The sequence below is a fragment of the Lentilactobacillus parakefiri genome (assembly GCF_002157585.1).
Taxonomy (GTDB): Bacteria; Bacillota; Bacilli; order Lactobacillales; family Lactobacillaceae; genus Lentilactobacillus; species Lentilactobacillus parakefiri.
Window position 1 is genome coordinate 1 of record NZ_BDGB01000079.1, and the last position, 14,623, is coordinate 14,623.

Annotated in this window: 11 protein-coding genes and 1 pseudogene; all 12 read left to right on the plus strand. The window is 43.5% G+C overall.

Annotated features, from left to right (window positions below):
* Positions 1–239 (plus strand): annotated as a pseudogene (locus LPKJCM_RS13215) (hypothetical protein); the annotation flags it as partial.
* A gap of 218 nt (positions 240–457) precedes the next feature.
* Positions 458–1,726, plus strand: coding sequence for an EF-P 5-aminopentanol modification-associated protein YfmF (gene yfmF / locus LPKJCM_RS08460; protein ID WP_057961964.1), 1,269 nt, complete (start codon positions 458–460; stop codon positions 1,724–1,726).
* The gene (gene yfmH, locus LPKJCM_RS08465) at positions 1,726–3,009 is read left to right on the plus strand and encodes an EF-P 5-aminopentanol modification-associated protein YfmH (RefSeq protein ID WP_087069604.1); all 1,284 of its coding nucleotides are present in this window, start codon (positions 1,726–1,728) and stop codon (positions 3,007–3,009) included. Before yfmF ends, yfmH begins: the two co-directional genes overlap by 1 nt.
* 103 nt (positions 3,010–3,112) lie before the next feature.
* Positions 3,113–4,192 (plus strand): helix-turn-helix domain-containing protein, encoded by a 1,080-nt coding sequence (locus LPKJCM_RS08470; RefSeq protein ID WP_057961966.1) that lies wholly within the window; start codon positions 3,113–3,115, stop codon positions 4,190–4,192.
* 17 nt (positions 4,193–4,209) lie between these two features.
* Positions 4,210–4,791, plus strand: a complete 582-nt coding sequence (gene pgsA / locus LPKJCM_RS08475; protein WP_057961967.1) for a CDP-diacylglycerol--glycerol-3-phosphate 3-phosphatidyltransferase — start codon at positions 4,210–4,212, stop codon at positions 4,789–4,791.
* Between the two features lie 105 nt (positions 4,792–4,896).
* Positions 4,897–5,370, plus strand: a complete 474-nt coding sequence (locus LPKJCM_RS08480; RefSeq protein WP_057961968.1) for a nicotinamide-nucleotide amidohydrolase family protein — start codon at positions 4,897–4,899, stop codon at positions 5,368–5,370.
* A 99-nt stretch (positions 5,371–5,469) separates the two neighbouring features.
* Positions 5,470–6,612, plus strand: coding sequence for a recombinase RecA (gene recA / locus LPKJCM_RS08485; protein ID WP_057961969.1), 1,143 nt, complete (start codon positions 5,470–5,472; stop codon positions 6,610–6,612).
* Positions 6,613–6,888: 276 nt separating this feature from the next.
* Positions 6,889–8,469, plus strand: a complete 1,581-nt coding sequence (rny, locus tag LPKJCM_RS08490) for a ribonuclease Y (protein ID WP_057961970.1) — start codon at positions 6,889–6,891, stop codon at positions 8,467–8,469.
* Positions 8,470–8,550: 81 nt separating this feature from the next.
* The gene (locus LPKJCM_RS08495) at positions 8,551–9,345 is read left to right on the plus strand and encodes a TIGR00282 family metallophosphoesterase (RefSeq protein WP_057961971.1); all 795 of its coding nucleotides are present in this window, start codon (positions 8,551–8,553) and stop codon (positions 9,343–9,345) included.
* Positions 9,346–9,408: 63 nt separating this feature from the next.
* Positions 9,409–11,997 (plus strand): DNA mismatch repair protein MutS, encoded by a 2,589-nt coding sequence (gene mutS, locus LPKJCM_RS08500; protein ID WP_057961972.1) that lies wholly within the window; start codon positions 9,409–9,411, stop codon positions 11,995–11,997.
* 1 nt (position 11,998) lies between these two features.
* On the plus strand, positions 11,999–13,930 hold the full coding sequence (gene mutL, locus LPKJCM_RS08505) for a DNA mismatch repair endonuclease MutL (RefSeq protein WP_057961973.1): 1,932 nt from the start codon (positions 11,999–12,001) through the stop codon (positions 13,928–13,930).
* A gap of 75 nt (positions 13,931–14,005) precedes the next feature.
* Positions 14,006–14,605 carry a Holliday junction branch migration protein RuvA gene (gene ruvA / locus LPKJCM_RS08510; RefSeq protein ID WP_057961974.1) on the plus strand — a complete coding sequence of 200 codons (600 nt, stop codon included), beginning with the start codon at positions 14,006–14,008 and terminating at the stop codon, positions 14,603–14,605.
* The last annotated feature ends 18 nt before the right edge of the window (positions 14,606–14,623 follow it).

Genomic DNA, 14,623 nt, shown 5'->3' on the forward strand with positions numbered 1-14,623 from the left:
GTAACCTGAAGGCTAATTTGCGTTTCCGTAGATTATCGGTACGTGGATTAAGACAAGTCAATAATGAATTAGGAATTATCTTGATGGCAGCAAATATGAATAAATTGGCCAAAATGATAGCTAATTTAACTCATATTTTTGGTTGGATGGAAAAACTGAGCCGCATCTTCCAGAGAAAGTGGGAAATGCGGCTCAGTTTATTTATCGGCGGGACTTATGTCCCAGCCCCTTCTCGTTAAATGGCAGGGATCTGCCGTTTGTCGCAGCTTTTGGCAAGATAGAAGTGGTGATCAAAGTTGCCATTACAAACGCAAAAGGGTTATGTTCCAGTCTCGATTTTAGATTGAATGACGCTGCCAATCAATTCTCTCTTTTTCCTTATTATTGGCAGATTATATTGAGATTTTAATGATTTTATTTTATGATACAATTTGTGACTAATTGAGGAGGAAACTCAGTGAAATACGAGATTGCAAAAGGAATTCGTCTGATCACGATTCCGACCACAAAATTCAAAAACAGTAAATTGGTGATTAACTTTACATTCCCAGCAAAACACCAAAACTACGCCAAATTGGCACTGCTGGCAGAGTTGCTGGAAAATTGCTCTGCGCAATATAACAGCGAGTTGCTGGTTTCCCGTCAACTTTCAAAAATGTACGGTGCCAGTTTTGGCGTGACTGTGTTGCGGTATGGCAACCAACACACGCTTCAGGTATCGATTACGTTTCCAAATGACCGGTATTTACCGCCAAAAAGTGAATTAAGTACTGCAATTCTGGCCTTTCTTAAAGAAATGATTGAGCATCCATTTGTCGATGGTGATCAGTTTAATGCAGCCTACTTTCGCATTCATCAGGGGAATATGATTCATTACCTGGACTCGATTCAAGATAACAAAGCATTTTTCTCAACATTGGCGCTTCAACGTTTGTACTACCCAAATGATCCGGACCACGGTAACTTTCTGATGGGCAGCCACCAAGAAATGAGTCAAATTTCAGCACAGGATCTCTACGCGTTTTATCGATGGGTTTTAAAATCTGCAAAGATTACCATCCTCGCCGGCGGGGATTTAGCCAGCGACCGATGGATTGCCGGATTTAAGCGTTTTTCTTCTTTCACTGATCGGAATTTAAAGCCCTATCAATTAAGAGTTGTCCCAGCGCCCGTCTCCAAGGTTCAGCGAGCAACCAAAGTGATTGCAGGATCACAGTCGGTTCTCAGCATGGCTTACGAACTGCCGATCTATTTTGGGGACGACGACTACTTTGCTGCCGTGATTTTTAATCAATTGTTTGGCGGTTCAAGTAGATCATTGCTATTTACAAATGTCCGTGAAAAGAATAGCTTGGCCTACGACATTCACAGTAGCTACAATTCACTAGTCGGGATGGTGTCCGTTCAGGCCGGAATTGATTTTAAAGATGAAGCTCGCGTCACCCAGATGGTTGCGGATCAATTGCAACAGACCACTGACGGACAGTACGCCGATGAATTGCTCGAGGGCGTTAAACAAGCACTGATTAATCAACATCGCTCAGAAGCCGATCATCTTGGATCCTTAATCGAGAAACAATACTTACAGCAGATGATGGGGTTTAGTTTGGATGATTCAAAGTGGGAACAGCAAGTATCCGGTGTGACCCGTTCGCAGATCACCAAAGTTGCCAAACAGTTGACTTTAAGGGTTATTTATCAGTTGAATAGTAGGGGGGATAAATGATGGAATTGATTGACTATCCAAAATACAATGAAAAACTATTTGTTCAAACCCTCTCAAATGGGTTGACCGTTTACCTCCAGCCTAAGCCCGGGTTTAATAAGACAACCGCGGTGCTTGGCGTTAATTATGGGTCAATTGACAGCGAATTTATGCTTAACGGTGAAAAGGTCATTCAGCCCGCAGGAATTGCCCATTTCTTGGAACACAAGATGTTTGATAAAAAAGATTATGATGTTTTTGAACTTTTTAATAAAACCGGTGCCCGATCGAACGCCTTTACCAGTTTTACTAAGACCAATTACCTGTTCTCAACGGCAGAATCGGTCAAAGCCAATTTAGACATTTTATTGGATTTTGTGCAGATCCCTTACTTTACACAAGCCAAAGTGGAACGTGAAAAAGGGATTATTGATCAAGAAATCAACATGTACCAAAACGATCCAGATAATCAGGCATACTTTAAAATGATTGCCAGTTTGTATCCAGAGTCAGTTTTAGCAAACGATATTGCCGGAGATATCCAGACGGTTGCTCAAATTACGCTTGAAGATGTCGAGTTGGCCTATCGAACCTTTTACCGGCCAGAAAACATGAGCTTATTTATCACCGGCAAATTAGACCCCAACGAAGTTATGGGCTGGATTGAGGAGAATCAACGGCAAAAATCTACTCAAGATCCGATTAGGCTTCAACGCCTGCTGACACTACCGGTGGCGTCAAAGGAAACCATACTGCACACGGAAATGGATGTTTCTAGGCCTAAAATAACACTGGGCTTAAGGGGACGTGATCCGGTTTTAACCGGACGTGCCGGGCTAAAGTACGAAATCGCCATCTCTGTCATGTTTGACCTGTTTTTGAGTGAAAACTCGGTTGAATATGATAAACTGTATCATGATGAAATCATTGACGATTCGTTTTCATGGGAGTTTGAAAATGAGCGAGGCTTTCATTTTGCCGTAATTAATGGCGATACCGACAAGCCGCTGGAACTTGTTAAACGACTTAAAGAAATCATTGCAGCTATCCCTGCCAAGATTGGGGATCTACAAACCGAATTTCAGTTACAGAAAAATGAGTTATTTGGCAACTACATTGAAATGATGGATTCGGAGGAAGCAATCAGTGGTCAGTTTGACGGATTTATCGGTGAACCTGTTACAATATATGATGAGGTTGAGATACTCAAGTCACTAACTTTGGCCGATGTTTTAGACGTTGCTAAGCGCTTTTTGAGCCAGGCAACCATTCAAGAAGTGATGATTCAAAATCCGAACAGGTAAAGGTTTGGTTGATAATGCGTACTTTATGAATTACTTAAAATAATCAAGGTTTACCTTATGATATACTTAATAAAGAATACAAAAAATTCAATGGAGAATGAGTATGAGCGACGAAAAAGATAATTTAACAATTGGAAAAAAGCTACATGATGCACGAGTGGCAAAAGGTTACACCTTGGATGATTTACAAAAAAATACCAAAATCCAAAAACGGTATTTGATTGCAATTGAAGACAATGACTTTGATGCCTTGCCGGGTGATTTTTATGTTCGGGCATTCGTTAAACAATATGCTGATTCGGTTGGCCTGGACGGCACCGAACTATTAAGCCAGTTTGACACGAAATTACCGGACACCGAAGACCCGGAATACGTGGATCGTGTGAATGACGATAACCCGGAGACGAGATCTGCTCAACGGAAAGTTGAAGAACGAAATGACAAATTGCGTCGCTACATTCCGATTATTTCGGTTTCTGTCGTTGTTTTAATCATTTTAATTGCCATTTGGGTGGCTGCTGCCAGAAGCACCCGAAACACTGCCAAAACTCAGATTGAGACTAGCAGCGTTTCCGTTTCCGGTGATAAATCTTCTGGTTCAAAGGCTTCCAGTTCTAAGAAAGCCAAGACGACGAAAAAAGCAAAGGAAATTGCCTTTAAAAAGGTCACAGCTTCCGGCAGTAATTTGACCTATCGGGTAACCGGAGCTTCCGGAACGACGCCATTAAAAATTTCAGTGACCGGTTCAGGGAGCGCCTGGACATCCGTTTCTGCCGATGGAACTTCCTTATGGCAGGCCTCATTGACCAGTGGCAATTCACATACGATTTCACTCCCAAGCTCGACTAATACCGTCACGATCAACACTGGTAACGCTGAAGCTACCCGGATTACCGTTGGCGGAAAGAAGTTGACGTTGGCCGCACCGTTAAATGGCGGTTCAACTCAGGTTAGAGTTGTGACATTGCAGTTTGGTAAGGCGAGTTCATCTGCTTCAACCAGTTCTAGTTCAACCTCAAGTACTACAACTGACGGCACGTCAACTACCGGCGGGACCACTGGATCAACCGGTACGACAGGTACCTCATCGACCACTGGCACCAACCAGACCGGCAATACGAACGCAACGACAGGCAGCACTGGTACTGATAATAACAATACTGGTACCACTAATGGTTATTAGTCAGCTGGAGGTTTAACATGAATTTACCCAATAAATTAACACTATTTCGAATTATTCTGATTCCGTTTTTCATTTTAATCCTTGCGGTACCAATCTTTTCCGGTAGCGTGGATTGGGCGAGAACCTCGATCAGCATGACTAGGTTAGTTGCGACCATTATTTTTGTGGTTGCCTCTTTAACTGATTTCTTAGACGGCCAAATTGCCAGACGCAACCATTTGGTCACTAACTTTGGCAAATTTGCCGATCCCTTGGCGGATAAGATGTTGGTGATGACCGCGTTTTTATTTCTAGTTGGCTTGGGGGATGTCCCAGCTTGGGTGGCGGCCATTATTGTCTGTCGTGAGTTGGCAGTAACCGGGCTGCGGCTGATCATCGTTGAAAATGAAGGTCAAGTTATTGCTGCAGCGTGGCCTGGCAAGATCAAAACAACCACTCAGATGTTGGCGATTATTTTACTGTTTTTGAACAACGTTTTATTTGATGCAGTCAATTTCCCAATGGGCTTGATTTTGCTGTACACTTGCCTGTTCTTCACGATCTATTCAGGGATCGATTACTTTGTTAAAAATCGCTCAGTATTTTCAGATTCATTTTAATCATAACTGCCGGAAGGTTCATGAAAATGAGTCTTCCGGTATTTGTGTTTTGTTAGATAAAAAGCGACTGTTTGCCGTATTTATAAATCAGAGGGAGCAACTAAAATGGCATTAGAAGAGACATTAGTCAATGAGCTATTATCAAGACACATTACGATTACTGCAGCAGAAAGTTTAACTGCCGGTGAATTTCAAAGTACTCTCGGTAATGTGCCCGGCGTCTCCGAAGTTTTTGAGGGGGGATTTGTCACATACTCAAATCAGGTTAAAGAACAATTATTGCATATCCCAAGCCAAGTCATCGATGAGTTTGGCGTGGTGAGCGAACCGACTGCCATTTGGATGGCAAATCAAGCCAGAAGTATTATGAACAAAGACCTGGGTGTGTCTTTTACGGGAGTTGCCGGACCAGACAGGCTTGAGGGAGATCCTGCGGGCACGGTGTGGATTGGAATCGCCTATAGCACCCAGCACACCTATGCCAAGCAATTTCATTTTAAAGGGTCAAGAAATGAGGTTCGCGCAGCTGCAGTCAAGGCTGGTTTGGAGATGGTCTTGGACATGATCCATCGGCATTAAATGAATCGAACTTTTGTTCGCATTTTAATTGCTTTTTTAGATAATCATTAGTATAGTTAGTAAGTAAACTTTTCCGTTAAGGATAGTGGGAGGAATTTAATGGCTGACCAAAGAAAAGTAGCTTTAGATAAAGCCTTAAAGAATATTGAAAAAGAATTTGGTAAGGGATCCATCATGAGAATGGGTGATAAGGCCGATACCCAAATTTCCACAATTCCATCTGGGTCGTTAGCCCTTGATGATGCGTTGGGAGTTGGTGGGTATCCACGAGGTAGAATTGTTGAAGTTTATGGCCCCGAAAGTTCAGGTAAGACCACGGTGGCTCTTCACGCGGTTGCTGAAGTTCAAAAACGCGGTGGGACGGCCGCGTACATTGATGCTGAAAATGCCCTGGATCCGGTTTATGCGACTCATCTTGGTGTAAACATTGACGATTTATTGCTTTCACAACCAGATACCGGAGAACAAGGGCTTCAGATTACTGATGCTTTAGTCACCAGTGGTGCAATTGATATTGTTGTCATCGATTCGGTTGCTGCACTGGTTCCCCGTGCTGAAATCGAAGGTGAAATGGGAGATGCCCACGTTGGCCTACAAGCTCGACTAATGTCTCAAGCGCTCCGGAAACTCTCTGGAACCATTAGCAAGACGAAGACCATTGCCATCTTTATCAACCAGATCCGTGAGAAAGTGGGGGTCATGTTTGGTAATCCGGAAACCACGCCTGGTGGTCGTGCCTTGAAATTTTATGCGACCATTCGACTCGAAATTCGTCGTGCTGAACAGATCAAGGACGGTACCAACATCATTGGTAACCGTGTTCGGATCAAAGTTGTTAAGAATAAGGTTGCGCCGCCATTTAAACGTGCTGAAGTGGATATCATGTATGGGAAGGGTATTTCCCAATCTGGAGAATTGGTTGATATGGCCGTTGACAAGGACATCATCGATAAATCAGGTTCATGGTACTCATATGGTGAGGAACGAATCGGCCAAGGGCGTGAAAACGCCAAGACCTATCTTGAGGAACACCAGGAAATGTATGATGAAGTGATGAAGAAAGTTCGGGCTGCTTATGATATTCCTGACGAAACCGATACTGATAAGTCTGATAGCTCGAAAAAATCTACTGATAAAAAGGCTGATAAGAAGAGCGATAAAAAAGACGCCAAGAAGGAATCTACTGCGACTTCTTCAAAAGACACTAAAGTTGACAGTATCGATCTGGATATTGGTAAATAATTGGTTACACCAAATGAAAATAGATTTCTTGAATGGACACTCGGCTGAGTGCCCATTTTTTGCGATTCAAACACGGTGTACTGGGCTTTTGTGAAACATTCTGAAACAAAATAACGATCATTAAAAATCTTGGCATATACAAATATTAAAACCCGCAACGTAAAGATGATTGACACTCGTGTTAACAAACATTAAAATAAGAATTGTGTCAATAATCAAATAACATCTAATTGGTTTACAAATAATCATTTTTTGATGATTTGGAGGTGAAAAGCCATGACCATGGCTGGGATAATCCTCGCAATCATCGCTATAATTGTTGTTGGTTTTGTTGGTATTTTAAGCTTTGTAATCGGCAAGTCTGCACAAAAGAAGATCCAAGAGAAAGATCTTGACTCCGCTAATGGGTCGGCCAAGAACATTTTGGCCGAAGCTAAGAAAAAGGCTGAGACGGTTGTTAAAGAAGCAACCTTATCGGCCCAGGAGAAGAACCACCGTTACCGTTCATCAGTTGAAAAAGAATTGAAGAATCGGCGGGCGGAGATTCAAAAGCAAGAGGATCGTTTGCTGCAGCGAGAAGAGGCTCTTGACCGTAAAGATACGGCTTTCGAACGTAGAGAAAGTTCGTTGAATCGAAAAGAGCAAAAGATTAATCGTGAACAACAGAATTTAGTTACACAACAAGAAGAAGCAAACTCACTTATTGCAAAACGCCAGGCCGAAGTTGAGAAAGTTGCCGCTTTAACTCAAGAAGAAGCCCGGGACCTGATTTTAAAAGAAACTAGCGCAAAATTGGCTGACGAAAAGGCTCGGATGGTAAAAGAAAGTTACTATCAAGCCCAGACAGAAGCTGATGAAAATGCCAAGAATCTAATCATAGAGGCCATTCAACAAAGTTCCGCAGACGTTGTTTCGGAGACAACCGTTTCCGTCGTTAGTCTGCCTAACGAAGACATGAAAGGTCGGATTATTGGTCGTGAAGGCCGTAATATTCGAACTTTTGAAACGCTGACTGGCATTGACTTAATCATTGATGATACCCCACAAGCAGTTGTACTGAGCGGCTTTGATCCGATTAGGAGAGAGGTTGCCAAAATGACACTTGAAAAGTTAATCAAGGATGGTCGGATCCATCCGGCACGAATTGAAGAAATGGTCGAAAAGAGCCGCAAAGAGCTCGACGAACGGATCCAAGAAATTGGTGAAGAAACGTTATTTGACCTTGGGATTCATTCGATGAGTCCTGATATGATCAAGCTGGTTGGACAGCTCAACTTTAAGATTGATCACGGACAGAACTTGTTGAGTCATTCAATTGAGGTCGCTAAGTTGGCAGGTGCTTTTGCAGCAGAATTAGGTGAGGATGTTACTTTAGCTAAACGCGCAGGATTATTACACGATATCGGTAAAGCTGCCAATAATGGTGTTGAGGGGTCGCATGTACAAGTTGGTGTTGATTTCGCCAAGAAATACCATGAGAGTCCAGTTGTCATTGATGCTGTCAAAGGTTATGAAGAAGGCCACAATCCAGAAACAATCATTTCTGAGTTGGTTGCTGTTGCGGAAAAGATCGCGATTTCGCGTCCAGGCGCACACAGTGAATCACTTGAAAGCTTTGTTCATCGACTTGATAGTCTTGAGAAGATCACCGACAGCTTTAACGAAGTACAAAAGAGTTACGCAATTCAGGCAGGTCGAGAGATTCGCGTGATTGCAAAGCCCGAAGATATAACGGACACACAGGCAATTGTGCTTGCCCGTCAGATCAAACAAAAGATTGAAACTGAGATGAAGTATCCTGGACACATCAAAGTAACGGTGATCAGGGAAGTTCGTTCAGTCGAATACGCAAGATAAAAGATCAGAGTCTCTGGTCTTTTTTCTTTTATAAATGTTAGAATTATTTTATATTATTCAGAAAGTGTCGAGGAAAAATATATGCGAATTCTTTTTATCGGTGATGTGGTTGGCGACAAGGGTGTTTCAATGATCGGCAATTATCTGCCAAGGCTTAAGCAGGATCTTAAACCGCAAGTAACCATTGTGAACGGCGAGAATGCGACTTCGATGGGCCGCGGAATTACACTCAATATTTATAAGCAATTAATGAGTGACGGTGTGGATGTAGTCACCCTTGGAAATCATGCTTGGAGCAATAATGAAATTTTAGACTTCATCGATGATACCAAGCGGCTGATTCGACCATACAATTTTCCCAAACGAACCACACCCGGAAAAGGGTACACCATGGTCAACGTTAACGGCAAGCAGCTGGCAGTCCTGAATTTTCAAGGGCGGGTCTTCATGGATAATCTTGATGATCCATTTGCGCTGGCCGATGAACTTGTTGAAGAGATTCGCCAGACAACCAATTGCATTTTCATGGATTTTCATGCCGAAGCGACCAGTGAAAAATTAGCGATTGCCCGGTATTTGGACGGCCGCATTTCGGCGGTTGTCGGGACACATACTCACGTCCAAACGAATGATGCTCGAATTCTTCAAGGCAAAACCGCCTTTTTAACCGATGCTGGGATGACCGGACCTTTTGATGGTATGTTGGGCATGCAGCCGGATAGTGTGATTCAGCGCTTCTTAAATCAGCGGCCGGCCCGGTTTAAAGTCATGGAAACCGGTCGGGGCGTTATTTCCGGCTGTTTCATTGACATTGACGATAAAACCGGTCACGCCACCCATATTGAAACGGTGTCGATGACTGACGATCAAATTTAAGTGTGTTTTGAAATGTAGACGATACTGAAATCGAATTCAGTGAGAATTTAAGGGGACTTTCAGTTGGCAAAAAAAGAATTAACTCCAATGATGGTGCAGTATCAAAAAATCAAGGATCAGTATCCGGATGCTTTTTTGTTCTACCGTCTTGGTGATTTTTACGAGATGTTCAACGAGGACGCCATCAAGGGTTCACAGTTATTGGAATTAACTTTGACGAACCGGAGCCGAAACGCGGCTAATCCGGTTCCAATGTGTGGTGTGCCCCACAAAGCGGTTCAAAATTATATTGATATTTTAGTTGATCAGGGATACAAAGTAGCCATTTGTGAACAAATGGAGGACCCACGATTGGCTAAAGGAATGGTCAAACGAGAAGTGATTCAATTGGTGACACCTGGAACCCAGGTGGATGTCGGCAGTGAAAATGCGAAGTCCAATAACTACTTAACGGCCGTTGTGGACGATCAACAAAACCATGAATTTGCTTTCTCATACGCTGACCTTTCAACTGGTGAGCTTAAGGTTGCCAAATTAACAACTCAGGCTGAATTTGTCAATGAACTGGTTTCTTTGCAGACTAAGGAAATCGTGGTTGAAGCCGATTTGCCTGAGTCAATTCAGGATACAATTCAGAAATTGGGAATTTTGATTTCTCATCAATCGGTTCTGCCGGTCAATTCTTCAGTCAGTTACTTAAGCCAAGACGTTGATGACGACTTGATGAAACGCGTTGTTAAACTGTTATTGGACTATATTCAGGCTACTCAAAAAAGAAGTCTGCAGCATTTGAAACGGGCTGTGATTTATGAGCCTTCGGACTTTTTAGAACTCGACCACAATTCTCAGTATAATTTGGAATTAATCCGCAATATCCGTACCGGTAAAAAAGCCGGTACGCTATTGTGGCTGCTTGACCAAACCAAAACCGCGATGGGCGGCCGGAAACTTAAACAATGGATTGAACGGCCGTTGGTAAACCGTAAGTTGATTAACCAGCGTCACGACGCGGTCGCAATTTTGCTAGATCACTACTTTGAGAGAAATCAACTTCAAGATGAGCTTATCAAGGTTTATGACTTGGAACGATTGGCCGGTCGAATTTCTTTTGGCAGCGTTAATGGCCGCGATTTGATTCAGCTCAAGGCTTCTCTGATGCAGGTACCAAAGATTAAATATATTTTGGAACAAATTGCCGATAAAAGCTTTGAGAACATGCTCAAAAGCCTAGTTCCGCTTGATGATGTTGTTAACGAAATCGATTCGGCGATTATCGAAGAACCACCGATTTCCATCACGGATGGTGGTGTGATCAAAGATGGTTACGATCAGCAGCTTGATACTTATCGGGATGCAACTAATAATGGGCAAAAATGGTTGGCTGAATTGGAGGCCAAGGAACGCAAAATTACTGGGATTAATAACTTGAAAGTTGGCTTTAACCATGTTTTTGGCTACTACATTGAAGTCACCAAGGTTAATTTGGACAAGATTCCCGCCAACCGCTATCAAAGAAAGCAAACCCTGGCCAATGCCGAACGGTTCTCGACGCCTGAGTTGAAAGAAAAGGAAGCTTTGATTTTAGAGGCTCAAGAACAAAGCAAGACCTTGGAATACAAATTATTTGTTAAGATTCGTGACGACATCAAAAAATCTATCAAGCACATTCAGGATTTAGCCGATGCCGTGGCCTCAATCGATGTTTTACAAAGCTTTGCGGCCGTTAGTGAGGAATACCGATTTGTCCGGCCAACCCTCACAACTCAACACGTCGTTGAAGTTAAAGACGGCCGCCATCCAGTTGTCGAGAAAGTTTTAGGCCACCAGCAATACGTCCCGAATGACGTTAATTTGGGCGAAGATACCAGTATTTTACTGATTACAGGTCCCAACATGTCCGGTAAGAGTACCTACATGCGTCAAATGGCATTGTGTGTCATCATGAACCAAATGGGGTGTTTTGTTCCCGCTAAGCAAGCCAAACTGCCGGTCTTTGATAAAATCTTCACCAGAATCGGTGCGGCTGATGATTTGATTTCCGGCCAAAGTACGTTCATGGTCGAAATGAAAGAGGCAAATGATGCCATCGAGAATGCCACGCCTAACAGTCTGATCCTGTTCGATGAAATTGGGCGGGGGACCGCCACCTACGATGGGATGGCGTTGGCCCAGGCAATTATTGAATATGTTCATAACAATATTGGTGCTAAAACTTTGTTCTCAACTCATTACCATGAACTAACGGTCTTGGACGAGTCACTCAAACGACTTCAGAATGTTCATGTCGGCGCGACGGAATCCAATGGCGAGCTGGTCTTTTTGCATAAGATCCAGCCCGGACCGGCTGATAAATCGTACGGCATCCATGTTGCCAAGTTGGCGGGCTTACCAGAAGGCTTATTACACCGCGCTAATGATATTTTAGTCAACCTCGAGCAGCAGGCTGATGAACAGCATCAAACGTCCTCAGCGGCAAAGCCAACCCCTCAGACGGCAGCTGAGCAGCAGACCTCCTTATTTCCACTTGAGCAAATTGGTGATAAACAAGCTGAAGTTGTGTCACAATTAAAGAAATTAGACTTGATGGGGAAAACGCCTATGCAAGTCATGAATCAAGTTTACAAATGGCAGCAGAAGATAAACGGAGATTAAGGTGATTGATTTGAACGAAATTCATAAGCTACCAACAATCCTTTCTAACCAGATTGCTGCTGGTGAAGTCGTTGAACGACCGGCATCAGTCGTTAAAGAATTAGTTGAAAACTCAATAGATGCCCATAGCACGGAAATTGATGTCACCGTTGAAAATTCGGGCTTGAAACTGATTAAAGTTGTTGACGACGGAAATGGCATTGACCGTTCCCAGGTACAGACAGCCTTTTTGCGCCATGCAACCAGTAAAATTTCCGAGCAGCGGGATTTGTTCCGGGTTCGGACACTCGGGTTCCGCGGCGAAGCACTTCCCAGCATTAGCTCAGTTGCCAATGTCCGGATGAAAACGTCAACCGGTTCAACCGGAACCGAAGTGGCATACAAGGGCGGCAAACTCGTGACCCAAAAAGCCGCCGAATCGCGGAAAGGGACGACTGTTGAAGTAGCATCCCTGTTTTATAACACGCCGGCGCGCTTGAAATACTTGAGTTCACCGAATACGGAGCTTTCTAAAATTTCTGATATTGTCAACCGATTGGCATTGAGTCACCCAGAGATTGCTTTTTCATTTATCAGTAATGGCCGTGAACTGCTCCGAACTTCCGGCCGTGGCGATTTACGTCAAGTCCTAGGAGCAATCTATGGTGTTAAGACAGTTTCCAAGATGGTTGCGATCAAAGGAACCGATTTGGACATCAAAGTCAGCGGGTATGTCAGTCTGCCGGAGTTGACCCGTTCAAGCCGAAACTATATTTCACTGATTTTGAATGGGCGATTTATCCGTAACTTTCCATTAACTAAAGCGGTCATTGCCGGTTATGGTTCCAAATTGATGATCGGTCGTTTTCCGATTGCGGTGGTCAAAATCGACGCTGATCCGGCATTGATTGATGTGAATGTTCACCCAACCAAACAGGAAGTTCGGATTAGTGATGAACCGATGATTGGGAAATTGATTGCCAATGCGATTTACGATATGTTAAGAGACAAGCAGCTAATTCCTGATGCAACAAGGGATTTCAAACAGCCCGTTGATGCAAACCCCAAACGGTTTAACGTTTCGACTGCTGATCAGGTTCGAACTAACCCGCCATTGTTTGCAGTTGACACACCAACGGTTCCCTCAGCTTCTCAATCCGAAGTGACCCCGGTGGTGGTTAAAACCAGAGATGACCTTGCCAGCCCACAAGTTGCCCAATTTGATGACTTTCTCAAAAGTGAGCCCAGCGGCTTGCCGGCATTTGAGGGGACCCGGCCAGAAACGGCAGATCCTTCACAGCCGAGCGCAAAACCTGAGCAGTCTGAATTGGTGATTGAAACTGGGTTTCCGCACCTTGATTACATTGGACAAATCCATGGAACCTATCTGATCGCTGAAACTGCGGATAATATGTATCTGGTGGATCAGCACGCGGCCCAGGAACGGATTAATTATGAGTTTTATCGTCAACAAATTGGTGAGGTTTCTGATGATCAGCAGAAGTTCTTGGTACCCCTCGTGCTCGACTATTCGACATCGGATTTTTTGATGATTAGTGATCGTTTGGATTTACTGGACAAACTGGGAATCCATCTAGAGCCATTTGGACAAAATAGTTTCATCGTTCATGAGCACCCAATGTGGTTCAAAGCCGGGCAGGAAGAAGATACCATTAAAGAAATGATTGATTGGATTTTATCCGATCATAAGATTTCAGTGGCTGCTTTCCGCGAAAAAACGGCTATTATGATGAGCTGTAAGCGGGCAATTAAGGCCAATCATCATCTCGATGAGCTTCAGGCAAAGGCATTATTAAAGCGCCTGCCTGAGTGTGAAAATCCGTATAACTGCCCACATGGCCGGCCGGTTCTCGTGAAGTTCAGCAATGCGGACATTGAAAAAATGTTCAAACGAATTCAAGACCCTCATCATACGGACGAAGAAATCATTTAGATTGTTGCCCAGTAACGACCGAGATTATGGTACAATTTACTGGCAAACATACGTTTTAGTGAAGAGGAGAAGTTGATGTTTGAATTTTTGGAAGGCACGGTCGTTGATATCGCCCCAACTCACATTGTCTTGTTAGTGGGCGGGGTTGGTTATTTGATCAATACTGCAGACCCGTATCGGTTTAACGTTGATGAGAAAAAGGTCATCAGAGTCTATATTTATCAGTCAGTTAGTGAGACGGCAATTGTCCTATTCGGCTTTGCGACCATTGAGGATAAGCAGATTTTTGAAAAATTGATTTCAGTTTCTGGTATTGGTCCCAAAAGTGCCTTGGCGATCTTGGCTGGCAACGACCGAGATGGGCTGATTGCTGCCATTAATAACGAAGACGTCAATTTTTTAACGAAGTTTCCTGGCGTTGGCAAGAAAACCGCCCGCCAGATTATTTTGGATATGCAGGGAAAGTTAGACGACATTGCAACTGATGGTGGTTTGCCTGCACAAACGCTTGGGGGGGCTAAAAAGTCCTCAGAACTAACCGATGCTTTATCTGCACTGGAGGCACTGGGATATGGTACCAAACAAATTGCGGCAATCGAACCGGACTTAACCAAGCAGACAGATTTGTCAACCGACGAATACTTAAGTTTAGGATTAAAATTATTAATGCATTAGAAATGAGGAGATGATCCA